Below are 22,807 nucleotides of genomic sequence, written 5' to 3'. Positions count from 1 at the left end.
TCACCTTCAGAAATCAGTTCATGCCGTTTTGCGCGCCGCGACATCGCGCAGCGCCTGCAGTGCGGCCTTGTGGCCCGAGCGCACGGCGCCGTCCATCGACGTCGCCCAGATGTCCGCCGTCTCCGTGCCCGACCAGATCAGGCGCCCGACGGCCGGGTGCAGCGCGTCGCCATAGGTGGTATAGAACCCGGGCGGGACCGGCGAGGCGCAACTGAGCGACCAGCGGTCGGCCTTGCCCCAGTCGTAGTCGTGGTAGGCGACCGGGTGCAGCGCTTCGTCGCCGAACGCCTGGGCATAGATGCGCGACAATTCGGCCTCGGCCTGTTTGGGGTCGGTCGGCAGCATCCCGTTGTTCACGAACGCCGTGAGGACGCCGATCGAAACGTCTTCCGGCGAGTTGTCGAACGCCCACAGCACCGGACCCTGCGCCTGCACCACCCAGCCGTTGAAGCCCTTCTCGCGCCAGAACGCCTTCTTGTAGACGTGCACCGTCTTGCGCATCGGCGCATTCGCGGGCCAGCGCCGCTGCAGTTCGCGGCGCTTGTCCGGCAGCGGCGGCTCGAACGCGATCTGGTTGCACAGCGGCGGCGACAGCGCGACGATCACGGAACGCGCCCGGACGACGCCACGCGGCGTGTGGATGGCGACGGGGCCGTCCGTCCAGTTCTCGATGCGCAGCACGGGGCTGGCCAGACGCACCTTGTCGCCCAGCGCCTGCGCCATCTTCGTCGCCAGGATCTGCGAGCCGCCCGCGATGCGCGTCTCCTGCGCACCGCCCTTCACGGCTTCGAGCCGTTCGTAATTGCAGTCGGCCGAGTTGATCAGCGCGAGGTAGTGCAGCAGCGAGATCTTGGTCGGCGCCGTGCCGCTCGTCAGCGTCGCCGCGAGCACCCAGTTGAACTGGTCGGCCGGCGCGAGGTTCTTCTTCGCCAGCCAGTCGGCCAGCGACATCGCGTCAAACTCCGCGGCGCGCGGCGACGTCCACGGCGCGCCCGACGGCACCAGCTTCGCCATCTCCTCCAGCTCGCGGCGCAGCACAGGATCGGTCCCGAAACCGCCATCGCTTTCGACCGTGGCCCGCTTGCCGTCCGCGAGGATCGTGAGCTTGCCCTGCCAGTACGTCGGGAACGTCCCGACGCCGAGTTCGCGCGCGAGGTCCAGGATCGCCGTCTGGCCGGGGCCGATCCACTGACCGCCCGCTTCGGAAACATAGCCGTTGCCGAGATCGTGGTTGAGCGTGCGGCCGCCGACGCGGTCACGCGCTTCCAGGACGACGAACGATTCGCAGCCGGCGCGGCGCAGGTCGCGCGCCGCCGTCAGGCCGGCGAGACCCGCGCCGATGATCGCGACGTCGAGCACGTCGCCGTCCGCTTTCGCCGTCGCCGCGCCGCTGGCGCCCGTCGGCAGCACGGCCGCCGCCGCCGTGACGGAAGCCGCCGCGCCGAGGAAGCCGCGCCGCGTGAGCGCGGGTCCCGGTTCTTTCAAGTTCTTGTGTTTCATGATGCTTTGCCTGCCCGTTCGAATGAATCAGTGCGCCACCGGCCCCGCCATCGACATCAGCACGGGCGACCGGACGCCGGCAGCAATGACCGCCGTGAGGGGTTCGCGCTCGGGGCGCTGCGTGAGCGTGAACGTCCTGCCGCCGTCCAGACTGCGCAATGCCGTCCCGGCCATGCCGGCGACGACGACGCTGCCGTCCCCCATCTGCGCGATGCCGGTCAGCGACTGCGTCGTGCCTGATTGAACGGCCTGCCATGTGCGGCCGTCATCGCTGCTGCGATACAGGTGGCCGCGCATGCCGCAGACGAGCAAGGTGCCGTCGACGAGCGCCGTCCCGTACCACAGGGAGCCCTTGTTGCCGGTGGAGATCCCGTCCCAGGTCTTGCCGCCATCGGCCGAGCGGTACAAGGTCCCCGCCTCGCCCGCGATCAACAGCGTCCCGTGGGGCGACGCGAACACGTGGAACAGATGGCGGTCGGCGTCTTCGCCCGCGCCGACGTGGCGCTCGGTCCAGGTGCGGCCGCCGTCCCGCGTTTCGATCGCCCACCCGTACAGGCCCACGGCGATGCCGTGTTCCTGGCTGTCGAAGTGGAACGACAGGATGGGCTGCTCTTCGCCCGGCGTGGCGCGCAGCAGCGTCCACGTCTCGCCGCCGTCCTGCGTGCCGAGGACGACGCCGTCGTGGCCAGCCGCATAGCCGTGCTGCGGGTCGAGGAACTGGACGGACGTCAGCATCGAGCGGACCGGGACAGTTTTCGCCTGCCGGTACGTCTTGCCGTCGTCGGACAGCAGCACGACGCCATGGTCGCCGACGGCGACGATGCGGTTACCGACGCGCGCGGCGGCCAGCAGCGGCGCGCGGACCGCGTTGGCGACGTGCTGGGATGCGGTCATCGTCGGCCAGTGCTGCGCCGTCGTTGCGCCCGCAGCGCACGAGACCAGGGCGACGAACGGAAGGAATCGGATGAGTTTCATGTTTGACCTCTCAGTGGTGCAGGATCGCCGGCATGTGCACCGGACCGCGGCGCGGGAACAGCCACTCGAGCACCGCTGCGAAGGCCGGCAGCAAGGTGATGGCCATGACCATGTTCACGATGAACATGAAGGTCAGCAGCGCCCCCATGTCGGCCTGGAATTTCAAGCTGGAGAACGTCCACGTCGCGACGCCGATCGACAGCGTGATGGCCGTGAACACGGTGGCCAGGCCCGTTTCCGTCAGCGCCAGTTCGAGGGCACGCGTGAAATCCAGACCGTTCGCCAGCTGCACCTGCAGGCGGTTATAGATGTAGAAGGCGTAGTCCACGCCGATGCCGACCGCGAGAACCATCACGGGCAGAGTGGCCACCGTCAGGCCGATCTGGAATTCCTTCATGAACCAGTATCCGATCCACGTGGCCACCGTGAGCGGCAGGCAGCAGGCGATCATCGCGCGCCAGTCGCGGTACACGAGGAACACGAGAATGAGGATCGCCGCGTACACGTACAGCATCATCGGCATCTCGCTCTCTTCCAGCACCTCGTTCGTGGCCGCTTGCACGCCCGCGTTGCCGCTCGCGAGCCTGACGTTCACGCCGTCCAGCCGGTTCGCGGCGCGGTAGTCCTTCACTGCCGTGATCACGCTCTTGATCGTCGTCGCGCGGTGGTCCGGCAAGTACAGGTTCACGCCCTGCACGCGGCAGTCGTTCGACGCCAGTCCGGCGATGCGGTTGTTCACGCCCTGGAATTGCGAGCCGAGCCCGCGCGGATCGCGCGCCACGGTGGCCATCCTCGGGTTGCCCTCGTTGAGGCCCGCGTTGTACAGCTTGAGCTGCCCGGCCGCCGAATCGGCCGACACGACGCCCGGCACGCCCTCCATGTGCCACGCGAATTCGTCGATGAACAGGAGCTCGTCGGCGCGCGAGCAGACTTCGCCCTGGCGTTCCGGCGTCGCCTCGAACACGACGGTCAGCCAGTCCAGGCCCACGTCGAAGCGGTCGACGATGGCGGCGGCGTCGCGGTTGTAGCGCGACTCGGCGCGCAGCTCCGGCGCCCCGGCCTGCAGGCTGCCGATGTGGCGGCCCTGGCTCTTCCAGAACGCGAGGCCGAACACCGTCGCGCCGATGAGGGTCATGACGAGGGCATTGCGCGGCTTGGCGATACGGGCCACGATGCCCAGCCAGGCGCCCTGCTTCTCGCGCCGCACGAGCGCCCGCTGCGCATACTCCGGCGTGAAGCGGAAATACGAGGCCGCGACGGGCAGCATCATGAGGTTCGTGAGGATCTTGTAGCCGACGCCGATGGCCGCCGTGATCGCCAGCTCGCGGATCATCGGGATCGGGATGAGCACGAGCGTCACGAAGCTCACGAGCGCCGTGATGAGCGCCAGCGAACCGGGGATCAACAGGCCCGTGAAGCTGTGGCGCGCGGCGGCGAACGAATCCTTGCCTTGCGCGACTTCGCGGATGATGAAGTTGATCTGCTGGATGCCGTGCGAGACGCCGATCGCGAAGACGAGGAACGGCACGAGGATCGCGAGCGGATCGAGCCCGAAGCCCAGCAGGTGCAGCGTACCGAACTGCCACACGAGCGACGTGAGCGAGCACGCGAGCGGCAGCAGGGTCAGGCGGATCGAACGGCAATACCAGTACACGGCGATGCCGGTCAGCAGGAAGGCGATGGCGAAGAAGTGCGTCACCTCATCCGACCGGTCGGCGATGTCGCCGATCTGCTTGGCGAAGCCGATGATCTCGACCTCGACCTGATCGTTCTCGAACGGGCGCCGGATCTTTTCCTCGAGCAGCCGGTTGAACGCGATGTAGTCGAGCTTCTTGCCGGTGCGCGGATCGACGTCGGTCAGCTGCGCCGTGATCAGGGCGCTCGTCTGGTCGCGCGCGACGAGCGTGCCGACGTGGCCGCCGGCCGTCGTCCGCTGGCGCATCTGCGCGATAACGTCCGCGGACAGCTTCTCCGGCACGATGTCGCCGCCGGCCACGGGTTCGGCCCGGAAGCCGTCTTCCGTGATCTCGGTGAAGAACACATTCGGTGTCCACAGCGACGTCACGCTCGTGCGGTCCACGCCCGGCAGGTACGTCACGGCGTCCGTGACCTTGAGCACCTGCGTGAGCGCGGCCGGGTTCCAGATGTCGCCGTGGCGGGCGTGGACGGCGATGGTCAGCCGGTTGGCACCGAACAGCTGCGTGCGGAACTTCTCGAACGTCCGGATGTACTCGTGGCCCTGCGGCAGCTGCTTTTCGAATCCGGCTTCGAGCTGGAGCTTCGTCGCGTTCAGCCCCATGAAGGCCGTGAAGCCCGCCAGCACGAGGAGGAATGCGAGGCGATGCCCAAACAGGGTGCGCTCGAGACGGAGGATGAGGTGCGCAAGCATTTTAGAAGGACGACGTCAGGCTGATGGTCATGAAATTACGGTCGCGCAGCAGATTGCTCGCCCCACCGCCCCAGTTCTGCGTCACGTCCACGCGCAGCTTCGTCTCGGGCTTGACCTTGAAGTCGATCGTCGCGCCGAGCACCGCCGCACCCGCCCCCTTGACGAAGCCCGGCAACGCCGTCGCGGCCACGCCGGACAGGCCTTGCGAGATTGCGATGTCGGGCGCCACCGACGCGCGCGTGCCGAACACGTTCGGATACGTCACGGAACTCGCGACCACCATGCCCCACGACGTCTTGGTCGGCAGCTTGTAGTCGGCCGTGACGGCGTACGGCACGCTGCCGTCCAGCCTCAACTTCGGATAGTGCGCGACCGCCGTCTCCGCCGTGATCGTGCCCTCGCTCGCGCCGAGCAGCCGCAGCAGGCCGCCGAACGAACCCGAGGGCGACATGATGTGGATGCCCGTCATGTGCAGCTGGTAGTGCTGCGTGTCGACCCAGCCGCGGCAATACGTGCCGACGGGCGCCGCCGTGAAATCAGTGAGCGCATTGCAGTAATGGGCATTGCGCGGGTCGATCACGGAGCTCGGGTCGATCGCCACGCCGTCGCGCGGACGGAACGACAGTTCGGTGCCGATGGCCCATTCGCCGGCCTGGAAGTTGTACGACACGCCGAACAGGTTGCGGTTGCGGCCGTAGTCCAGCGCGGCCTCCCAGCCGAACGGATTCGCATTGGTGCCGACCACCTGATAGCTCACGAACGGCACCTTGTCGTCGTAGCGGGTGTAGTACAGGCCCAGTTCATTGCCGGAGTCGGGCAACTGGTAGCGCAGTGCGATACCGCCCTGGCCGTTTCTCGGCGTGCGGTCGGCGGCGCGCGGGATGACGGTACCCGCGCCGATGATTGCCCCGGCCGGGTTGGTCGCGGGATTCGCCAGCTCGCCGAAGCTTAGCCGCCGGTCGTACGGCAGGCCGGTGGCGGGATTCGGTCCCGTGATGACCGTGCCCGTGTTGCCGATCGTCCCGGCCGGGAACGGCGGCAGGCCGAACGGCGCCACGGCCGCGTTCAGGACGGACGTCGGCAGGTAGATCCCGCGTCCGCCCTTGCCGAGGAAGTTACTGGTCGAGAAGAACGTGCCGGGCGCGTCGAATTCGAAGCGGTTCCACTTCCACTGGTAGAACGCTTCCACGCCGAGGCCGTGCGCGAGCGAGGTGCTGAACGACACCATCGGTGCCGGGATGAACAGATTCTTCAGCGGCGTGCCCGGCTGGTGCGCGGCCGGCACGTAGATCGGATTGATCGAGTTCACGCCGCCCGTGATGTACAGGTCCTCGCCCCAGCTCAGCACCTGGTTGCCGACGCGGACGCGCGCCTGCTGGTCGCCGAGGTCGAATTCCTTCGTCACATAGGCGTCGAGCCAGCGCGGATTGCTGACGGCGAAATGCTTCGCGTCCGGATCGAGCGGGCCGCGCTTCGTATGGTCGATGGCGAAGTCGTGGTTGACGACGCCGCGCAGCAGGCCGCTCCAGCCGTCCTCGCCTTTCACGAACAGGTCGGCCGTGTACTGCAGGTTGGCCGATACGACCTGCCCGTTCTTGTAGTGCAGGTTGCCCAGGTCCTGGTTCAGGCGCAGCGTATCCAGGTTCATCGAATACGCATTCGGATACGCCGCCTGCAGCGGCGTCACCGCATCGCCGACGCAGCCGCCGTTGTCATTGCCGACGTTGCGGCAATCCGTCTTCGACGTGCGCACGGCCAGGCCGAACGACACCGTCGAATCCAGGTTCACCGACCAGCCACTGGCCAGCGGCCACTCGGCGGCGCGGGCAGATCCCGCCGCCGCCAGCGCGCCCAGGACGGCCGTCGCGGCCAGAGTGCGCACCAGGCGCACTTCCACATCATCACGTGTCTTCATCTCCGCATCCCCTTTTATCGTGTGATTAGCGCGTCGTCGCGCGGCGCAGGCCGTCCGGTTCGAAAGTGCCCGCCTTCAGCCGGCCTTCACGCGCGGCCAGCCAGTCGGGTTCCTTGCCGCCGGCGAGGACGCGGTCCAGCAGGACGCGGCCCGTGACGTGGTCATAGCTGCTGTTGGCCGCCCACACGCACGCGGGCACTTCCCACGCCATGTACGGTCCCATCTCGGACGTGCGCCAGACCTTGCCCTGAGCGTCGTACATGTCCTCGACGAGGATCGTCCACGTGTCTTCGTCGATGTAGAAGGTCCGCTTGGGGAACATGTGGCGCATGCCTTCTTTGAGCGTCGCTTCCACAACCCACATGCGGTGCAGCTCGTAGCGGGTCAGGTCGCGGCTGAAGAACTTCGGCTTGACGACGTCCGCGACCTTGTTCGCCGGCGAATTCAGGCGATAAGTGTTGTACGGGACGTAGACCTCCTTCTTGCCGGCGATCTTCCAGTCGTAGCGGTCCAGCGGGCCGTTGAACTGCAGGTACTGGTCGACGATTTCCAGGTTTTCGGTGTTCAGCACCGGCGCGTCGTACTGATACGTCGGTGCGCGGCGCACGCGGCGCTGGCTCGCGAAGTACAGCCAGACGTCGTTCGGCTTGGAGAAGTTGTATTGCGCGAGCGTCGCATCGCCGGCGATGGACGGCGGGCCGGTGAACACGTTGAGCATCTGGTATTCGATGCCGCGCGCGTCGGCGATGCCCTTGTTCGACGGCGACCACATGGGCGACGTTTCGAATTCGTCCTGCGCGATCGGCTCGCCGATGCTGTCGCTGCCCTTGGGCGGGATGTAGCCGGCGTAATGCGACGTGAAGCCTTCGCCCTTCCAGTTCAACTTGTGGTTCCAGACCGCCTCGGCGCCACTGTGGGGGATCGGGAACGGCACGGCGGCGCCGATGGCCTCGGCGATGTCGTGACCGTTGGCAGCCATCTTCGCGGTCGATGCATTCTTCTTCGTACGCTCGTAGAAGAACTCCGGGTAGCCGCACGAGCGGTGCGTCGCGTAGACGTCCATGCGGTAGCCGGGGATCGTCTTCACCATCTCGACCTGGCCAGGCGCCAGCTTGTCCTTGTAGCGGTCGACGTTCGACGCGTCGATCGAGAACAGGCGCTTGTCGGCCGCGTACGGATCGGGGCGCGGCGCGCCCGTCTTCCAGCCGGCCGGCGCCTTCATGTCGCCGCCGGTCCAGGCGGGAATCGTCCCGTCCTTGTTGCCCGCGCGCTCGGCACCCACCGGTGTCAACTCCTTGCCGAGCTTCGCCGCTTCCTGCTCGCCGACCGCGGCGTGGGCTGCCGCGCCGAGTACGAGCGTCGTACCGAGAAAAATCGTCTTGATGTCCATCTTCGTCTCCTGTTGATGAAGGTTGTCGCTCTTTTAGGACATTCTACTAAACTTAGGTCAAACATACAAACAGAAAATTGAAAAACAACGACGCGGTAATGTTTGGGAGGTAAACAAAAAGGCCGGATCCGAACGAACGTCGGATCCGGCCTCGCGTGGGCGCGCGGTGGGTCAGGCCGCCAGCATGCCGTGCAGGCGCCCCGAGATGATCGCCGTCGCCTCGCGCACGACGCGGTCGATGAGGTCACGCACGGTCGGGATGTCGCGGATGAGCCCCGCCACCAATCCGCACGACCAGGCGCCGCTGTTCATGGCGCCCTCCTTCATGATGCGCGGGTACACGCCGGCCACCTCGTCCGCGATGCCTTCGATGCGGATGGCACTGCCCAGCGCACGCTCCTTCTCGATCAGACGGTCGACGGCAGCGTTGCGCAACACGCGCTCGGTATTGCGCAGCGGCCGCATGACGAGGCGCGTGTCCAGGCATTGGAGACGGCGGACGCCAGCTCGGCCAGGCCGACATGATGCATGCCGCCCTGAACGATGGGATGTTCGATGCCGAGGAGCTCCGTGATTCCGGTCTTCATGCCTTATAGCCCCTTCCCGGTCAACGTTGCCTGTCCCGGCGCGGATTGGTAGCGCGCATGGCGCAGCAACTGGCCGCCGAACGACAGCATCCACAACGGGAAGATCAGCACGACGATCACTAGCATCGCCTTCATCAGGGGCGCCAGCGCGTCGAACATGCCGCACACGAAGAACAGGCCGAAGCACCAGCCGGTCGCCTTCAGCAGGAACAGGCGCGGTCTGCCCCATTCCTCCTTGCCGAGCTGGGGACCGACGACGAGGCCCCAGAACAGCACGACGGGCCCTTCGCTCCACCACAGGCCACGCTGACTCCCCTGCGCAATGGCGGTCCACGCCGCGTCAGCGGCGGCCCTGACGGACTCGTTCCCGCCCGCGTACATCTGCGCCAGCGGATGCAGGGCCGCAAGCTGCAGCGATGCTCCCGCGACGCCAACCACCGCGTATAAAAGGATCGCCAGCAGCGCCATGTCGCCCATGGCACCGGTCTGCTCGCGCTGGCGGTGCCATAGATACGCCCCGATAGCGAGGACGGGCAAATAAAATCCAACGATATCGGCGCACATCCCCCACCGGAACAGGTCGCGGGTGCCTGTCGGCAGGGCCAACATGGTGGCGCCGTGCAGGATCGCCTCCGTGTTCCCGCCCGTAGCCATCAATACCAGGGCGACGTTCGTGTACGCGAACAGGCCGCCGACGATGGCCGTCCAGGCCGTGAAACGCGCGGCTCTCATTTGGCCTCCACGCGTTCCAGCGCGCCATAGGCGTAATACAGCTGCACCACCGTGTACGACCAGGTCGTCAGCGCGAACGTGTAAAACATCAGGCGGCCGTCGTCGTGGGGGAACTGGAACAGGTCGTAGGTCCAGGCGACAGCCTCCCCGAGCACCAGCGCGACGACCACGCCCAGCGCGTAGCCGGTCTGCCCGGCGCGCATCAGGCGCCAGGCGAAGTATGCGAGATAGACCGAGTACGCGGTCCACATGAGCACATAGAAGTACGGCAGCGGTTTCGCGACGAGTCCACCCGACACCAGCACGGCCGTCCCGGCGATGGCACCGACAAAGAACACGATGTCCGTGAACGTCGACGGCTTGTAGCGGTGCGTCACCGCCATCAGGCCCGCCGTGGCGATGACGGGAATGCCGAATCCGCGCGAAAACGCGTCGCAGAAGTACGAGATCTTGTAGGCGGTCTGCGCGCCGCTCAGCAGGTAGACGAGCAGGTTCGACGTCGACAAGGTCACAACGAGCCACTCGACGCCGAGCAGGTAGTTGCGCCGCCCGAGGAATTTGAGGCCGTAGATCAGCGAGGTCGCCAGCAGCAGGACCGTGGCGCTGCAGAGGATGATGGTTTTGGCGTCCATGATCACTCCCGCGTCCAGCCGTTCTGGTACAGGCGTCCAGCCAGCACACCCAGGCGCGACGTCAGGACGTAGTTTTCGCCATCCTCGATCAGTGCGGAACGAACGTCGCGGAACATCTTCTCGATCGGGAATTCACGCGTGGTCGCGTTGCCGCCCAGGAGCTGCATCGCCTCGTGCGTAATCTTCATCGCCTCTTCCGTCACGCTGACCTTGGCCTGGGCCGTCACGAACGGATGGCTCTGCGGCGACATGCGTGCGTACGCGAGGCTGCGGCGGGCGATCGCGCGTGCCATCTCCAGGCGACGCAGCATATCGCCCAGGCGCAGCTGCGTCATCTGGTGCTCGATCAGCAGTGCCCCACCCTGCTTGCGCTCGTGGCAGTACGCCAGCGCCAGTTCAAACGCCGCGCGCGCGGCGCCCACGAACACTTGGCACATATGCGTGCCGGCGTACGACCACATCGACGTCAGGTTGCCGAGATACTCGTCCTGCAGCGCGACGGCGAAGCGCTTCGGCACCCGGACGTTGTCGAAGTAAATCTCGCCCTGCGGCAGGGCGCGCTGGCCGATCTTGTCCAGCGGCTTGCCGCGCGAGACGCCCGGCAGGTCGAGCGGGATGATCAAGCCGATGCCGTTGGTGAATGCGCTGTTTTCGCCGGTGCCGTAGAAACCGTCGCCGTAATCCGCCGCCATGTACGCGAGCGCGACCTGCGCCACCGAGCCGTTCGAGATCCACGCCGAGCTCTGGCCGTTGATGACGATCTCGTCCTCGCCCACTTTCGCGCTGACGTTGCCGACCGGCTGGCGGCCGCTGGCGCTCAGTTCCTCGCGGTACAGGATCGCCGCGTCGGACCCGCGGTCGGGCTGCGTGTTCATCCAGCAGCCGATCTTGCCCGTGCACAGGTCGATCAGCTCCTGGTTGCCGAGCGACTGCGCCATCATCAGCGGCGCCGTCGCGACCCCGATCGAGATGGCCAGGCCCGGATCACCCCAGCCGAGTTCCTCGCCGATGAGCGATTCGATGCGGATCGCCATTTCCGGCGGAAACTGGGCGATCAGCTGCGGATCGAGGCCGAGTTTCGCGCTCTCGAACATCGCGGACCAGAATGGCGAGCCCGGCGCGATCACCTCTTCCGGCGCCATGCCGTCGAGTTGGCGGCCGACGGGGCGCAACACGTCGCGCGCGAAGCGGTGCACCGTGTTTTGGATTGCGGTTTCCTCTTCCGAGAGCGGGGTCTCGAAGCCGCTCAGGCCCGCCAGCGGCAATGCCGTGGTCTTGTACAGACGAATCATGGTTGTCTCCTTTCGAAGTATGGCCGCCGGCTGTCGGTACCGGTCGCCCTGCCCTGATATTAGAACATATTACCGAAGTTAGGACAAAGTACAAAAATAAAGCGCAAAAAAAACGACAGGCTTGCCTGTCGTCCTGCGCCTTGCGGCGGCATATTGCGATAAGGAGGTACTAGCCGTCCGCCGCGCGCGGCATCCCGCCCAGAAGGATGCAGTCGACGGCCGCGCGGAATTTGGCGTCGAGGCCGCGCGTGTAGCTGCGCTTGCGGCGGCCGGCACCCAATTGGAAACTGAGGCCGTCGGCCATTGCGATGAGCAGCGTGGCGCGGTGCAGACTGTCGGCCGGCTTGCACGCAGGGTCGACGGCGCGGATGAACTTCGCGATCCCCGGCGTCACTTCCTCGTACCATTCGTCGAGCAGCTGCGAGCACTCCGGATCGATGGCGGCCAGCGAAACGAAATGCCACCACAGCGCCGTGCGCTCGGCATTTTTCGCATCCTCGAGGGCGCGATCGACCAAGGCATCGATCATCGCGCGGGACGACGCTTCGGCGGTCAGCGCCTGCCGCAGCTCACCCAAATAGGCCTCGACCACCGGCTCGACGACCGCCCGCAGCACCGCGAGCCGCGTCGGAAAGTAATACTGGAGATTGCTGATGCTGATACCGGCTCGCAGCGCGACCTCGCGCAAGGTGAATTCCAGGCTCCCCCCTTCCAGCAGCAGGCCCTTCGCAACCTCGATGATGGCATTGCGCGTGCGCTGCCCCTGGGCGCGCAGATTGCGCTCGGGTTCCGCCGGGGCTTTCTTGCCGTTGGGTTGGTCGCTAGGTTCTTTCATTGGTTTCATTGCCTTTGGGAAACTTAAAATTAATGTGACAAAACACCAATCTTATGCAGGTATACAAAAATCGTCAAATTTGCGGCGCCGGGACGCCCTACAGCACTTCCTTGACGTACGGGATGCCGAGGTCGTCGTAGATCGAATACACGGCGGCCAGCATGTTTTCCAGCTCGGGCGAGCGGTCCATCAGGCGTACGCTGAAGAAGATCGGCGAGAACGCATGCTTGTCGGCCAGCCTGCGGTAGATGACGTTCCGGTGATGCATGCCCTGCACGCTCTCCGGCACGATCGCGATGCCCTCCCCGGCGGCCACCAGGCCCATGGCGATCTGCAGTTCGCGCACTTCGGTCACGTGGTCGGCCCGCAGGTTCGCCTGGCTGAACGCGGCCAGCACCTGGTCGGCGAAGCTGGGGCGCGGCGCCTTGGGATAGACCAGCAGGCGTTCGTGGACCAGGTCGGTCAGGCGCAGGTCGCCCTCCTTCTCCGTCAGGCGGTGGCCCGGGAACAGCGCCACCACCATCGGCTCCTCGCGCAACAGGATGCGGCGGATGCTCGGATCCTCGCTTTTCAGGCGCCCGAAGCCGACGTCGATGCGTCCCTCCTTCAGCGCCTTGAGCTGCTCCACCGTCGTCATCTCGTGCAGCGTCACTTCCACTTCCGGATTGTTTTCGCGGTAGCGGCGGATGATGTCCGGCAGAAGACCGTACAAGGTCGACGCCACGAAGCCGGCGGACAGCGTGCGTTCCAGCTTGCCCACGCGCTGGGTCATCGTGCGCAGGTCGCGCACCTGGTCGAGCAGCGGCCTGGCATGCGCCAGGAAGAACGCGCCGGCCTCCGTCAGGCGCAGCGGCCGCACGCCTTTTTCGATGAGCGTCACACCCAGGTCTTCTTCCAGCTGCTGGATCTGCCGGCTCAACGGCGGCTGGGCGATGTGCAGGCGCTCCGCGGCCCGCGTGAAATTCCTTTCTTCCGCGACCGCGACGAAATAGCGCAGGTGTCTTAATTCCATGATGATACCTATAGGGTATTGAGTTGATACCAAAACGGTGTTGGACGGCCTCCTTACCGAGGAATATCGTGTCATCACCACAGCGAATTATACGCATTAAATATGATACAACATATCGAAACCTTCTTACTCGACGTACCGACGATCCGGCCGCACAAGCTGTCCGTCGCGACGATGAACACGCAGACCCTGGTGCTCGTCCGCGTCCGCTGCGCCGACGGTATCCAGGGCTGGGGCGAGGCGACCACCATCGGCGGCCTGAACTACGGCGACGAAAGCCCCGAGAGCGTCAAGGTCAATATCGACACGCATATCGCCCCGCTGCTGGTGGGCATGGACGCGACGCAGCCGGCCAAGGCGATGGCGAAGATCCGCAAGACCATCCAGGGCAACCGCTTCGCCAAGTGCGCCCTCGAGACGGCCCTGCTGGACGCCCATGCGCGCCGCCTGAACGTGCCGTTGTCCGACCTGCTGGGCGGCCGCGTGCGCGACACGCTGCCGGTGGCCTGGACCCTGGCCAGCGGCGACACGGCAAAGGACATCGCCGAGGCGGAACACATGCTGGAGATCCGCCGCCACCGCATCTTCAAGCTGAAGATCGGCCTGCGCAGCGTCGACGACGACGTCGCCCACGTGCTGGCGATCAAGCGCGCCCTGGGCGACCGCGCCAGCGTGCGCGTCGACGTCAACCAGGCGTGGAACGAATCCGACGCGGTGCGCGGCATCGCGCAGCTGGAAGCGGGCGGCATCGACCTGATCGAGCAACCCGTGAAAGCCCATCACACGGCCATGCTGGCCCGCCTGACGCGCCGCTTCGACGTCGCCATCATGGCCGACGAGGCGCTGCACGGCCCGGTCGATGCGCTGGCCCTCGCCCGCATCGAGGCCGCCGACGTCTACGCGGTCAAGATCGCGCAGTCCGGCGGCCTGCTGCCCGCGCTGGAAGTCGCCACCGTCGCCCGCCTGGCCGGCGTCGGCCTGTACGGCGGCACGATGCTCGAAGGCGGCATCGGCACCGCGGCGACCGCCCACGTCTGCGCGACCTTCGCCGACCTGGCCTGGGACACGGAATTGTTCGGCCCCCTGCTCCTGACCCAGGAAGTGCTGCGCGAACCGCTCGTGTACCGCGACTTCGAGCTGCAGGTGCCGGCCGGCCCCGGTCTCGGTGTCGAGATCGACATGGACAAGCTGCGCAGCCTGCAGCGCAAATAACGACTTTCGGAGACCACCATGCTCTTCCATGTACGAATGACCGTCGATCTGCCGGCCTCGATGCCGCCCGAGCAAGCGGTAACGCTCAAGCAGACCGAAAAGGATTTCGCCCAGCGCCTGCAACGCGAGGGCAAGTGGCGCCACCTGTGGCGCATCGCCGGGCAGTACGCCAACGTCAGCATCTTCGACGTCGACAGTATCGACGAGCTGCACACGCTGCTGACCACCCTGCCCCTGTTCCCGTACATGCACATCGACGTGACGCCGCTGTGCCGCCATCCCTCGTCCGTCCGCGACGGCGACTTCTAATCAGACCATCAAGGAGACCAATATGAATCACGCAGACATCGAACAACTGGCCAAGAGCTGGGTCGTGGACGCCGCCGACCGTCCCGCCAACCCGCGCGTGCAGCAGGTCGTGCTGCGCCTGCTGGGCGACCTGTGCAAGGCGATCGAGGACCTCGACATCACCCCGACCGAATTCTGGCGCGGCGTGTCGTACATGTCGGCCGCCGGCGCCGCCAACGAACTGGGCCTGCTGGCCGCGGGCCTTGGCCTCGAACGCTTCCTCGACATCCGCGCCGACGAGGCGGAACGGAAGGCCGGCCTGGAAGGCGGCACGCCGCGCACCATCGAAGGCCCGCTGTACGTGGCCGGCGCGCCGGAAAGCGTGGGCTTCGCCCGCCTGGACGACGGCACGGAATCCGACCGCGGCGAAGTCCTGTTCATGCAGGGCACCGTGTTCGACCAGCAGGGCAAGCCGCTGCCGGGCGCGAAGGTCGAGGTGTGGCATGCCAACCTGCTCGGCAACTACTCGTTCTTCGACCGGACCCAGTCGCATTTCAACCTGCGCCGCACCATCATCACGGACGAACATGGCCGCTACCAGTTCCGCTCGATCATCCCGGTCGGCTACGGCTGCCCGCCGGACGGCACCACCCAGGCGCTGCTGAACCAATTGGGCCGCCACGGCCAGCGTCCCGCGCACATCCACTTCTTCGTGAGCGCCCCCGGCCACCGCAAGCTGACCACGCAGATCAACATCGACGGCGACGACTACCTCTGGGACGACTTCGCGTTCGCCAGCCGCGAAGGCCTGGTGCCGAAGGTGAACCGCATCGACGACCCGGCCGAGATCGACGCCAAGCGCCTGGACAAACCGTTCGCCTCGATCGACTTCGACTTCCGCCTGTACCACGACACCGCCGCCGCCCCGACCACGCTGGTCGACCGTCCGCGCGCCGCCGCCTGAGGAGACGCCATGATCCCGATCGTTCCTGTCGACGCGTTCAAGCCGAAGAGTCTGGACGACTACATGATCGAAGACGCGCAAACGGGCGACCATCGCCTGCACCGCAGCGCCTTCACCGACGAAGCCCTGTTCGACCTCGAGATGCGGCACATCTTCGAGGGCAACTGGATCTACCTGGCGCACGAGAGCCAGGTCGCCAACGTCAACGACTACTACACGACGCACATCGGCCGCCAGCCGGTGTTCATCGCGCGCAACCGCAACGGCGAACTGAACGCGTTCATCAACGCCTGCAGCCACCGCGGCGCGCAGCTGTGCCGCCACAAGCGCGGCAACAAGGCGACCTACACCTGCCCGTTCCACGGCTGGACCTTCAACAACAGCGGCAAGCTGCTGAAGGTGAAGGACCCCGAGTCCGCCGGCTATCCGGAATGCTTCAACAAGGAAGGCTCGCACGACCTGAAAAAGCTGGCGCGCTTCGGCAACTACAAGGGCTTCCTGTTCGGCAGCCTGAATCCGGACGTCGAACCGCTGGAAGTATTCCTTGGCGAGGCCGGCAAGATCATCGACATGATCGTCAACCAGTCGCCCGAAGGCCTGGAAGTGCTGCGCGGTTCGTCGACCTACACGTTCGACGGCAACTGGAAGCTGCAGGCCGAGAATGGCGCGGACGGCTACCACGTGACGGCCGTGCACTGGAATTACGCGGCCACGACCAACCGCAGGAAGCAGGAGCACGCGGCGTGCGAAGACAAGATCCGCGCCATGGACGCCGGCAACTGGGGCCGTCAGGGTGGCGGCTTCTACGCCTTCGAGCACGGCCACATGCTCCTGTGGTCGCAGTGGGCGAATCCGGAAGACCGCCCGAACTTCGCGCGCCACGCCGAGTACGCCGAGAAGTACGGCCGTGCCACGGCCGACTGGATGGTGGGCCGCTCGCGCAACCTGTGCCTGTACCCGAACGTGTACCTGATGGACCAGTTCAGCTCCCAGATCCGCGTGCTGCGTCCCCTCGCCGTGGACAAGACCGAGGTGACGATCTACTGCATCGCGCCGAAGGGCGAGTCGGCGGAAGCGCGTGCCCACCGCATCCGCCAGTACGAGGATTTCTTCAACGTGAGCGGCATGGCGACGCCGGACGACCTGGAAGAATTCCGCGCCTGCCAGCAGGGCTACAACGGCGCGGCCATGCAATGGAACGACATGTGCCGCGGCGCCGCGCACTGGATCCAGGGCGCGGACGACGCGGCGAAGGACATCGGCCTCGCGCCGGTGATGAGCGGCGTGCGCACCGAGGACGAAGGCTTGTACACGATCCAGCACCGCTACTGGCTCGACGTCATGAAGAAGGCATTCGACGCGAAAGGAGACGCAAAATGAGCGCGGTCACGATACAGGACATCCAGGCCTTCCTCTACCGCGAAGCGCGCCTGCTGGACGACGAACAGTGGGACGACTGGCTCCAGTGCTACGACCCGGACGCCCGCTTCTGGATGCCGTCGTGGGACGACGACGGCACGCTCGTCCAGGACCCGGAACGCGAGATCTCGCTGATCTTCTACCCGAACCGCCAGGGCCTGGAAGACCGCGTGTTCCGCATCAAGACGGAGCGGTCCAGCGCGACCATTCCCGATACGCGCACCAGCCACAACATCGCCAACGTGGAACTGGAGAAGGTCGAGGGACCGGTGCACACGGTGCGCTTCAACTGGAACACGCTGAGCCACCGCTATCACACGAACCACAGCTATTTCGGCATGTCGCGCTACGTGATCGACTTTTCCGGTCCGCAGCCGAAGATCATGGACAAGTACGTCGTGCTCAAGAACGACTACATCAGCCAGGTCATCGACATCTATCACATCTGAGATTCACGCAAACAAGCAGGAGACGGTCATGAGCCATACGATCGCACTGCAGTTCGAGGACGGCGTCACGCGCTTCATCAGCTGCAACCCCAACGAAAAACTGTCCGACGCGGCATATCGGCAGAAGGTCAACATTCCCCTCGATTGCCGCGACGGCGCCTGCGGCACGTGCCGCGGGCTGTGCGAGTCCGGCAGCTACGACATGCCGCCCGACAGCTATATCGAGGATGCGCTCGAGGAAAAGGACGCGCGAGCCGGCTACGTGCTGGCATGCCAGATGCGTCCGACCTCGGACTGCGTCGTGCGCATCCCGGCCACGTCCGCCGCCTGCAAGACGGGTGTGGGCGACTTCCCCGGCAAGGTCACGTCCGTTACGCAGCTGTCGCCGTCCACGATCCGCTTCTCGGTCGCGCTGGCGCAGCCCGAACAGCTGGACTTCCTGCCCGGCCAGTACGTGAACGTCACCGTGCCGGGCACGGACCAGACGCGTTCGTACTCGTTCGCTTCCGCGCCGGGCGCGGAGCAAGCCAGCTTCGTCGTGCGCAACGTGCCGGACGGTTTGATGAGCACCTGGCTGACCGCGCAGGCGCAGCCCGGTGCCGCGATCTCGTTCTCCGGTCCGTACGGCAGCTTCTACCTGCGCAACGTGGCGCGACCCGTGCTGATGCTGGCCGGCGGCACCGGCATCGCGCCGTTCCTGGCGATGCTGGACGTGCTGGCGGCGAAGGGCTTCCCGCATCCGGTCCGCCTGGTCTATGCCGTCACCAACGACCACGACCTGGTCGGCCTGGACCAGCTGGACCGCATCGCCGCCGCGCACCCGCAGTTCGAGTACGTGACCTGCGTGGCGGCGGCATCCAGCAGCCATCCGCGCAAGGGCTACGCCACCGCGCATGTGCAGCCGGACTGGCTGAACGGCGGCGACGTCGACATCTACCTGTGCGGCCCCGTACCGATGGTGGAAGCCGTGCGCGGCTGGCTCGGCACCACCGGCGTGAAGCCGCATGCTTTCCACTTCGAGAAATTCTCGGCCACCAGCACCGCGGGAGCGACGGCATGATGCATCCGGACCGGTTCAAGAACAAGGTGATGATCGTCACCGGCGCCGCCCAGGGCATCGGCCGCGGCGTGGCGCTGGCGGCGGCGCGGGAAGGCGCACAGCTCGTGCTGGCGGACCGCTCGCCGCTCGTGCACGAGGTGGCCCGGGAGGCCGGCGTCGGCGCGCAGGTCGTCGTGGCCGAGGTCGACCTGGAGACATGGGCAGGCGCCGCCGCGCTGGCGGCACGTGCGCTGGCGGACTACGGCCGCATCGACATCCTCGTCAACAACGTCGGCGGCACGATCTGGGCCAAGCCCTACCAGGAATACGAGGCGGACCAGATCGAGGCCGAGATCCGCCGCTCGCTGTTCCCGACCTTGTGGTGCTGCCGCGCCGTGCTGCCGGCGATGATCGCGGCGCAGGCGGGCGCCATCGTCAACGTGTCGTCGGTGGCCACGCGCGGCATCTACCGCATTCCCTACTCGGCGGCGAAAGGCGGCGTCAATGCGCTGACGGCCAGCCTGGCGATGGAACATGCGCAGGACGGCATCCGCGTCAACGCCGTCGCCACCGGCGGCACGGACGCGCCGCCACGCAAGGTGCCGCGCAATCCCAAGCCGCTCAGCGAGCAGGAACAGGTGTGGTACCAGGGCATCGTCGACCAGACGAGAGGCTCGAGCCTGATGCACCGCTACGGCACCATCGACGAGCAGGTCGCGGCGATCCTGTTCCTGGCTTCCGGCGAAGCGTCGTACATCACCGGTACCGTCCTGCCCGTGGGCGGCGGCGACCAGGGGTGATGCCATGAGCTTCGTTCAAGTGGATGACGTCCGCGTGCACCTGCGGGCCGACGGCGACCCGGCGCGGCCCTGCATCGTGCTGTCGAACTCCCTCGGCACTGACCTCTCGATGTGGGATCCGCAGGTGGCCTTTCTGGCGCGCGATTTTCACGTGCTGCGCTACGACACGCGCGGCCACGGCCGGTCGGGGCGCGGCACGGCGCCGGTGACGCTCGAACGCCTGGGCCGCGACGTCGTCGGGCTGCTCGATGCGCTGGCGATCCCGCGCGCGCACTTCTGCGGCATCTCGATGGGCGGCATGATCGGCCAGTGGCTGGGCATCCACCGTCCGCAGCGGCTCGGCAAACTCGTGCTGGCGAACACCTCGGCGCGCATCGGCACGCCCGAGGCCTGGAGCGCGCGCGCCGCCCAGGTGCGGGCCGACGGCATGGGCGGCGTGGCCGACGGCGCCGCCGCGCGCTGGTTCACGCCGGCGTTCATCGCGCGCGAGCCGCCGCGCGTCGCGCGCATGATCGCGCGTTTGCGCGAGCAGGACCGCGAGGGTTACGCGGCCTGTTGCGCCGCGCTGGCCGATGCCGATCTGCGCGGCGCGGCCGCAACGATCGCCGCGGCTACGCTCGTCATCGCCGGCGCCCACGATCCGGTCACCACCGTCGCCGACGGCGAATCGCTGGCGGCGACGATCCGCACGGCGGAACTGGCCGTCGTGCCGGCGTCGCACATCTCGAACGTCGAGGCGGACGCGCCGTTCACGACGCACCTGCTGCACTTCCTGGCCGCCTGAGCCTCCTTCATGCGCACCGTCCGCCCCTGGCGCACGGTGCCTTTTTTTCGATCACGGAAATCAGAAGGTGTGGCGCAGCCCCGCCATCACGCCGCTCTGCGTCCTGCCCGGCGCCGTCGTACCGCCGGCGTCCAGCGCGATCGCGGCGGCGCCGTGGTTGTCCATGCGCCCTGCGCCCGCATACACGGCGCTGCGCACCGACAGCGCATAGGTGAGGCGGGCGACCACGAGATTCGTGTCGTCGGACGAACCCTTGACGTTCCTGCGCGCGACCTGGGCGTCGAGCGTCAGCCGCGGTGCGACCGGGATGCTCGCGCCGAGGTAGACCAGATCGGATTCGACGAGGCCGGTGGCGGCAACCGTCTTGCGGTCGATGACGCCCGCGCCGATCTTCGCCGCACCGATCATGACGTAACCGTTGGCCGTGGCGCGGCGGTCATAATCGGCGCTGCTCGTCAGGCCGCCCGCCGCGCCCGTGTTCCCGTACAGCTTGTCGTACGTGGCGTCGATGCCGTAGGCCTTCGTGTCATAACCCAGCAGCGCCGTGTACTGGCGGCAGGCGCGCGCATTGCCCGGCACCTCGCCCGCGCAGCCGGTGGCGGATGGGCCGCCGGCGCCCGACGCATCGCGGCCGAAGCTCCACGTGGCGCCGACCGTCAGGCCGTCGAAGGTGCCGAGGTAGCCGATCGCATTGTCGCTGCGCGCGTTCGGCAGATACAGGTCGATGCTGTTGATCGAAAAGAGATTCGGGCCCAGCACGTCGCTCTTCATCGTGGCCTGGTACGTCATGTTGAGGATGCGGCCCAGCTGCAGCGTGCCCCAGCGGCCGCGCAGGCCGACCCACGCCTGGCGTCCGAAGATGCGGCCGCCCTGCCCCAGCGTGCCGACGTCCGGGTTGAAGCCGCTCTCCAGGTTGAACACGGCGGACAGGCCGCCGCCGAGATCCTCGCTGCCGCGAAAGCCGATGCGCGACGGCAGGCTGCCCGTCAGCGACGGTTCACGCGTGACGCCGTGGCCCGCCGCGTCCGCGTTGTTCATGTGCGCGAGCGCCACGTCGATGATGCCGTACACCGTCACCTGGCTTTGCGCATGCGCGCTGCCCGCCCCCAGACCCGCCGCGAGGGCGATCGCTACTGCCTTTTTCATCTTGTCTCCTGTTGATTGTTTTACTGATGGTTCGGGCGGAGGCAAAGCTCCGCCCTGGATGCTGCGCACCCATGACACTGCATGATAGGGAATCCGGTCAGGCTTCGGCGATGACGCCGGCGTGCCTTGACGCGGCGGACGCCGAGCGGCCGTGGCGGATCAGGGCGACCGACACCGCGGCGATCACGGCCGGGATGGCCATGGCCTGGTAGTTCTGCTGCAGCGGCAGCGCCATGCCGACGAGCGTGCCGATCACGATGGGCGCGAGGATGGCGCCGCCGCGGCCGACGCCGGACGCCCAGCCGATGCCGGTCGATCGGATCGCGGTCGGATAGAACTGGCCCGCATAGGCGTAGGTGACGATCTGCGTGCCGATGGTCGACGCGCCGGCGAAGCCGACGAGCACGAACAACACAGGCGTCGGCACCGGATAGCCGAGCAAGGTGATCGAGACGGCGGCCAGCGCGTACATCGCCACCAGCACGTACTTGATGTGGAAGCGGTCGGCAAGCCAACCGCCGCCGACGGCGCCGATGACGGCGCCGAAATTCAGCACCAGCACGAAGGTCAGCGCGGAACCGAGACTGTAGCCGGCGCCGGCCATCAGCTTGGCGAGCCAGGAACTGAGCGCGTACACCATGAACAGGCACATGAAGAAGGCGATCCAGAACATCATCGTTGAGAATCCTCGGCCGTCCTGGAACAGCTGTCCGATCGGCGCGCCCTGCATGCGATCGGTCGCCGGCAAGTCGAAGCGGTCGCCGGTCTCGGCACGATACGACGGGTCCATGCGCGCCAGGGTGCGCTGCAGTTCGGCCACGCGGCCGCGCCTGACGAGGAACGGCATCGATTCCGGCAGGCTTTTCAGGATGAACGGGATCAAGAGGACCGGCACGCCGGCCGCGAGGAACACGGACTGCCAGCCGTGATGCTCGATCAGGCCCTTGCCCAGCAGCGCGGCCAGCATGCCGCCCACCGCGTAGCCGCTGAACATCAAGGTGACCATCGTGGCGCGGATGCGCTTGGGCGCATACTCCGTCATCTGCGCGACCACGTTCGGCATCACACCGCCGATGCCGAGGCCCGCGAGGAAGCGCATCGCGCTGAACACATAGGGATCGGTGCTCATGCCGGCGGCGGCCGTGAACACGCTGAACAGCGCGAGGCAGATGACGATCGCATGGCGGCGGCCGATGCGGTCCGCGATCGTGCCGAGGAAGATCGCGCCGAACATCATGCCGAACAGGGCGGCGCTGACCATGAAGCCGGCGTTCTGCGCCGTCACGCCCATCTCTTTCATGATCGACGGCAGCGCGATGCCGGCCACGGCCAGGTCGTAGCCGTCGCAGATGATGATGAGGGCGCACCAGGCCAGGATACCGGCGTGAAAGCGGTTGAACCTGGCCCCGTCGGCCAGTGCGTGGATGTCGATGTGCCGCATACGGTT

20 protein-coding genes and 1 pseudogene are annotated in these 22,807 nt (G+C 66.7%); 8 read left to right on the top strand and 13 right to left on the bottom strand.

From position 1 onward, the window contains the following. Positions 1 to 18: 18 nt before the first annotated feature. The 11 genes and pseudogenes from BVG12_RS30990 to BVG12_RS30940 form a co-directional block, all read right to left on the bottom strand. Complete coding sequence (locus BVG12_RS30990) at positions 19 to 1,500, bottom strand: flavin monoamine oxidase family protein (RefSeq protein ID WP_075795759.1); 1,482 nt, start codon at positions 1,498 to 1,500, stop codon at positions 19 to 21. A gap of 27 nt (positions 1,501 to 1,527) precedes the next feature. After that, positions 1,528 to 2,475 carry a WD40/YVTN/BNR-like repeat-containing protein gene (locus BVG12_RS30985; RefSeq protein WP_075795758.1) on the bottom strand — a complete coding sequence of 316 codons (948 nt, stop codon included), beginning with the start codon at positions 2,473 to 2,475 and terminating at the stop codon, positions 1,528 to 1,530. 10 nt (positions 2,476 to 2,485) lie between these two features. Further along, positions 2,486 to 4,864, bottom strand: a complete 2,379-nt coding sequence (locus BVG12_RS30980) for an efflux RND transporter permease subunit (protein ID WP_075795757.1) — start codon at positions 4,862 to 4,864, stop codon at positions 2,486 to 2,488. Between the two features lies 1 nt (position 4,865). Next, positions 4,866 to 6,779 (bottom strand): DUF1302 domain-containing protein, encoded by a 1,914-nt coding sequence (locus BVG12_RS30975; RefSeq protein WP_229503761.1) that lies wholly within the window; start codon positions 6,777 to 6,779, stop codon positions 4,866 to 4,868. 25 nt (positions 6,780 to 6,804) lie between these two features. Then, positions 6,805 to 8,169 carry a DUF1329 domain-containing protein gene (locus BVG12_RS30970; protein ID WP_075795756.1) on the bottom strand — a complete coding sequence of 455 codons (1,365 nt, stop codon included), beginning with the start codon at positions 8,167 to 8,169 and terminating at the stop codon, positions 6,805 to 6,807. Between the two features lie 171 nt (positions 8,170 to 8,340). Further along, positions 8,341 to 8,652: pseudogene (locus BVG12_RS30965) on the bottom strand (nitronate monooxygenase); the annotation flags it as partial. A gap of 107 nt (positions 8,653 to 8,759) precedes the next feature. Further along, positions 8,760 to 9,488 carry a hypothetical protein gene (locus BVG12_RS30960; RefSeq protein WP_075795755.1) on the bottom strand — a complete coding sequence of 243 codons (729 nt, stop codon included), beginning with the start codon at positions 9,486 to 9,488 and terminating at the stop codon, positions 8,760 to 8,762. Further along, on the bottom strand, positions 9,485 to 10,120 hold the full coding sequence (locus BVG12_RS30955; RefSeq protein WP_075796669.1) for a hypothetical protein: 636 nt from the start codon (positions 10,118 to 10,120) through the stop codon (positions 9,485 to 9,487). The genes BVG12_RS30960 and BVG12_RS30955 overlap by 4 nt, the downstream gene beginning before the upstream one ends. A 2-nt stretch (positions 10,121 to 10,122) precedes the next feature. Beyond that, the gene (locus tag BVG12_RS30950) at positions 10,123 to 11,412 is read right to left on the bottom strand and encodes an acyl-CoA dehydrogenase family protein (protein ID WP_075795754.1); all 1,290 of its coding nucleotides are present in this window, start codon (positions 11,410 to 11,412) and stop codon (positions 10,123 to 10,125) included. A 169-nt stretch (positions 11,413 to 11,581) separates the two neighbouring features. Further along, positions 11,582 to 12,247: a TetR/AcrR family transcriptional regulator gene (locus tag BVG12_RS30945; protein ID WP_075795753.1), complete on the bottom strand. Its 666-nt coding sequence runs from the start codon at positions 12,245 to 12,247 to the stop codon at positions 11,582 to 11,584. Positions 12,248 to 12,344: 97 nt separating this feature from the next. Next, positions 12,345 to 13,259, bottom strand: coding sequence for a LysR family transcriptional regulator (locus tag BVG12_RS30940; protein ID WP_075795752.1), 915 nt, complete (start codon positions 13,257 to 13,259; stop codon positions 12,345 to 12,347). A 102-nt stretch (positions 13,260 to 13,361) separates the two neighbouring features. Here BVG12_RS30940 and BVG12_RS30935 point away from each other — a divergent pair, with 102 nt between their 5' ends. The 8 genes from BVG12_RS30935 to pcaD are packed head-to-tail and all read left to right on the top strand — an operon-like array spanning position 13,362 to position 20,214. Continuing rightward, positions 13,362 to 14,471, top strand: a complete 1,110-nt coding sequence (locus BVG12_RS30935) for a muconate/chloromuconate family cycloisomerase (RefSeq protein ID WP_075795751.1) — start codon at positions 13,362 to 13,364, stop codon at positions 14,469 to 14,471. Positions 14,472 to 14,489: 18 nt separating this feature from the next. Continuing rightward, positions 14,490 to 14,780, top strand: coding sequence for a muconolactone Delta-isomerase (gene catC / locus BVG12_RS30930; RefSeq protein ID WP_075795750.1), 291 nt, complete (start codon positions 14,490 to 14,492; stop codon positions 14,778 to 14,780). Between the two features lie 22 nt (positions 14,781 to 14,802). Beyond that, a complete protein-coding gene (catA, locus tag BVG12_RS30925; RefSeq protein ID WP_075795749.1) occupies positions 14,803 to 15,723 on the top strand; it encodes a catechol 1,2-dioxygenase in 921 nt (306 codons plus the stop codon). Between the two features lie 9 nt (positions 15,724 to 15,732). Further along, positions 15,733 to 17,103: a benzoate 1,2-dioxygenase large subunit gene (benA, locus tag BVG12_RS30920; protein WP_075795748.1), complete on the top strand. Its 1,371-nt coding sequence runs from the start codon at positions 15,733 to 15,735 to the stop codon at positions 17,101 to 17,103. Beyond that, entirely contained in the window at positions 17,100 to 17,591 is a 492-nt protein-coding gene (benB, locus tag BVG12_RS30915) for a benzoate 1,2-dioxygenase small subunit (protein ID WP_075795747.1), read from the top strand. The genes benA and benB overlap by 4 nt, the downstream gene beginning before the upstream one ends. 28 nt (positions 17,592 to 17,619) lie before the next feature. After that, on the top strand, positions 17,620 to 18,651 hold the full coding sequence (gene benC, locus BVG12_RS30910; protein ID WP_075795746.1) for a benzoate 1,2-dioxygenase electron transfer component BenC: 1,032 nt from the start codon (positions 17,620 to 17,622) through the stop codon (positions 18,649 to 18,651). Beyond that, positions 18,651 to 19,430, top strand: a complete 780-nt coding sequence (locus tag BVG12_RS30905) for a 1,6-dihydroxycyclohexa-2,4-diene-1-carboxylate dehydrogenase (protein ID WP_156895902.1) — start codon at positions 18,651 to 18,653, stop codon at positions 19,428 to 19,430. Before benC ends, BVG12_RS30905 begins: the two co-directional genes overlap by 1 nt. Positions 19,431 to 19,434: 4 nt before the next feature. Beyond that, positions 19,435 to 20,214 (top strand): 3-oxoadipate enol-lactonase, encoded by a 780-nt coding sequence (pcaD, locus tag BVG12_RS30900; RefSeq protein ID WP_075795744.1) that lies wholly within the window; start codon positions 19,435 to 19,437, stop codon positions 20,212 to 20,214. A gap of 60 nt (positions 20,215 to 20,274) precedes the next feature. Here pcaD and BVG12_RS30895 read toward each other — a convergent pair whose 3' ends face one another. Beyond that, positions 20,275 to 21,360, bottom strand: a complete 1,086-nt coding sequence (locus BVG12_RS30895; RefSeq protein ID WP_075795743.1) for a porin — start codon at positions 21,358 to 21,360, stop codon at positions 20,275 to 20,277. 97 nt (positions 21,361 to 21,457) lie between these two features. After that, complete coding sequence (locus BVG12_RS30890; RefSeq protein WP_075795742.1) at positions 21,458 to 22,801, bottom strand: MFS transporter; 1,344 nt, start codon at positions 22,799 to 22,801, stop codon at positions 21,458 to 21,460. Positions 22,802 to 22,807 lie beyond the last annotated feature (6 nt).

Source organism: Massilia putida (assembly GCF_001941825.1).
Taxonomy (GTDB): domain Bacteria; phylum Pseudomonadota; class Gammaproteobacteria; order Burkholderiales; family Burkholderiaceae_D; genus Telluria; species Telluria putida.
This window is presented reverse-complemented; position numbering and strand designations above follow the sequence as displayed.

What these genes read in the sequence shown, in the direction of transcription:
- BVG12_RS30985 (WP_075795758.1), bottom strand. Translation starts at nt 2,475, where the DNA reads ATGAAACTCATCCGATTCCTTCCGTTCGTCGCCCTGGTCTCGTGCGCT.
- BVG12_RS30970 (WP_075795756.1), bottom strand. Translation starts at nt 8,169, where the DNA reads ATGGACATCAAGACGATTTTTCTCGGTACGACGCTCGTACTCGGCGCG.
- BVG12_RS30935 (WP_075795751.1), top strand. Translation starts at nt 13,362, where the DNA reads ATGATACAACATATCGAAACCTTCTTACTCGACGTACCGACGATCCGG.
- BVG12_RS30950 (WP_075795754.1), bottom strand. Translation starts at nt 11,412, where the DNA reads ATGATTCGTCTGTACAAGACCACGGCATTGCCGCTGGCGGGCCTGAGC.
- benB (WP_075795747.1), top strand. Translation starts at nt 17,100, where the DNA reads ATGAGCGCGGTCACGATACAGGACATCCAGGCCTTCCTCTACCGCGAA.
- BVG12_RS30975 (WP_229503761.1), bottom strand. Translation starts at nt 6,779, where the DNA reads ATGAAGACACGTGATGATGTGGAAGTGCGCCTGGTGCGCACTCTGGCC.
- benC (WP_075795746.1), top strand. Translation starts at nt 17,620, where the DNA reads ATGAGCCATACGATCGCACTGCAGTTCGAGGACGGCGTCACGCGCTTC.
- BVG12_RS30990 (WP_075795759.1), bottom strand. Translation starts at nt 1,500, where the DNA reads ATGAAACACAAGAACTTGAAAGAACCGGGACCCGCGCTCACGCGGCGC.
- BVG12_RS30980 (WP_075795757.1), bottom strand. Translation starts at nt 4,864, where the DNA reads ATGCTTGCGCACCTCATCCTCCGTCTCGAGCGCACCCTGTTTGGGCAT.
- BVG12_RS30940 (WP_075795752.1), bottom strand. Translation starts at nt 13,259, where the DNA reads ATGGAATTAAGACACCTGCGCTATTTCGTCGCGGTCGCGGAAGAAAGG.
- BVG12_RS30895 (WP_075795743.1), bottom strand. Translation starts at nt 21,360, where the DNA reads ATGAAAAAGGCAGTAGCGATCGCCCTCGCGGCGGGTCTGGGGGCGGGC.
- BVG12_RS30890 (WP_075795742.1), bottom strand. Translation starts at nt 22,801, where the DNA reads ATGCGGCACATCGACATCCACGCACTGGCCGACGGGGCCAGGTTCAAC.
- BVG12_RS30960 (WP_075795755.1), bottom strand. Translation starts at nt 9,488, where the DNA reads ATGAGAGCCGCGCGTTTCACGGCCTGGACGGCCATCGTCGGCGGCCTG.
- catA (WP_075795749.1), top strand. Translation starts at nt 14,803, where the DNA reads ATGAATCACGCAGACATCGAACAACTGGCCAAGAGCTGGGTCGTGGAC.
- BVG12_RS30945 (WP_075795753.1), bottom strand. Translation starts at nt 12,247, where the DNA reads ATGAAAGAACCTAGCGACCAACCCAACGGCAAGAAAGCCCCGGCGGAA.
- catC (WP_075795750.1), top strand. Translation starts at nt 14,490, where the DNA reads ATGCTCTTCCATGTACGAATGACCGTCGATCTGCCGGCCTCGATGCCG.
- benA (WP_075795748.1), top strand. Translation starts at nt 15,733, where the DNA reads ATGATCCCGATCGTTCCTGTCGACGCGTTCAAGCCGAAGAGTCTGGAC.
- BVG12_RS30905 (WP_156895902.1), top strand. Translation starts at nt 18,651, where the DNA reads ATGCATCCGGACCGGTTCAAGAACAAGGTGATGATCGTCACCGGCGCC.
- BVG12_RS30955 (WP_075796669.1), bottom strand. Translation starts at nt 10,120, where the DNA reads ATGGACGCCAAAACCATCATCCTCTGCAGCGCCACGGTCCTGCTGCTG.
- pcaD (WP_075795744.1), top strand. Translation starts at nt 19,435, where the DNA reads ATGAGCTTCGTTCAAGTGGATGACGTCCGCGTGCACCTGCGGGCCGAC.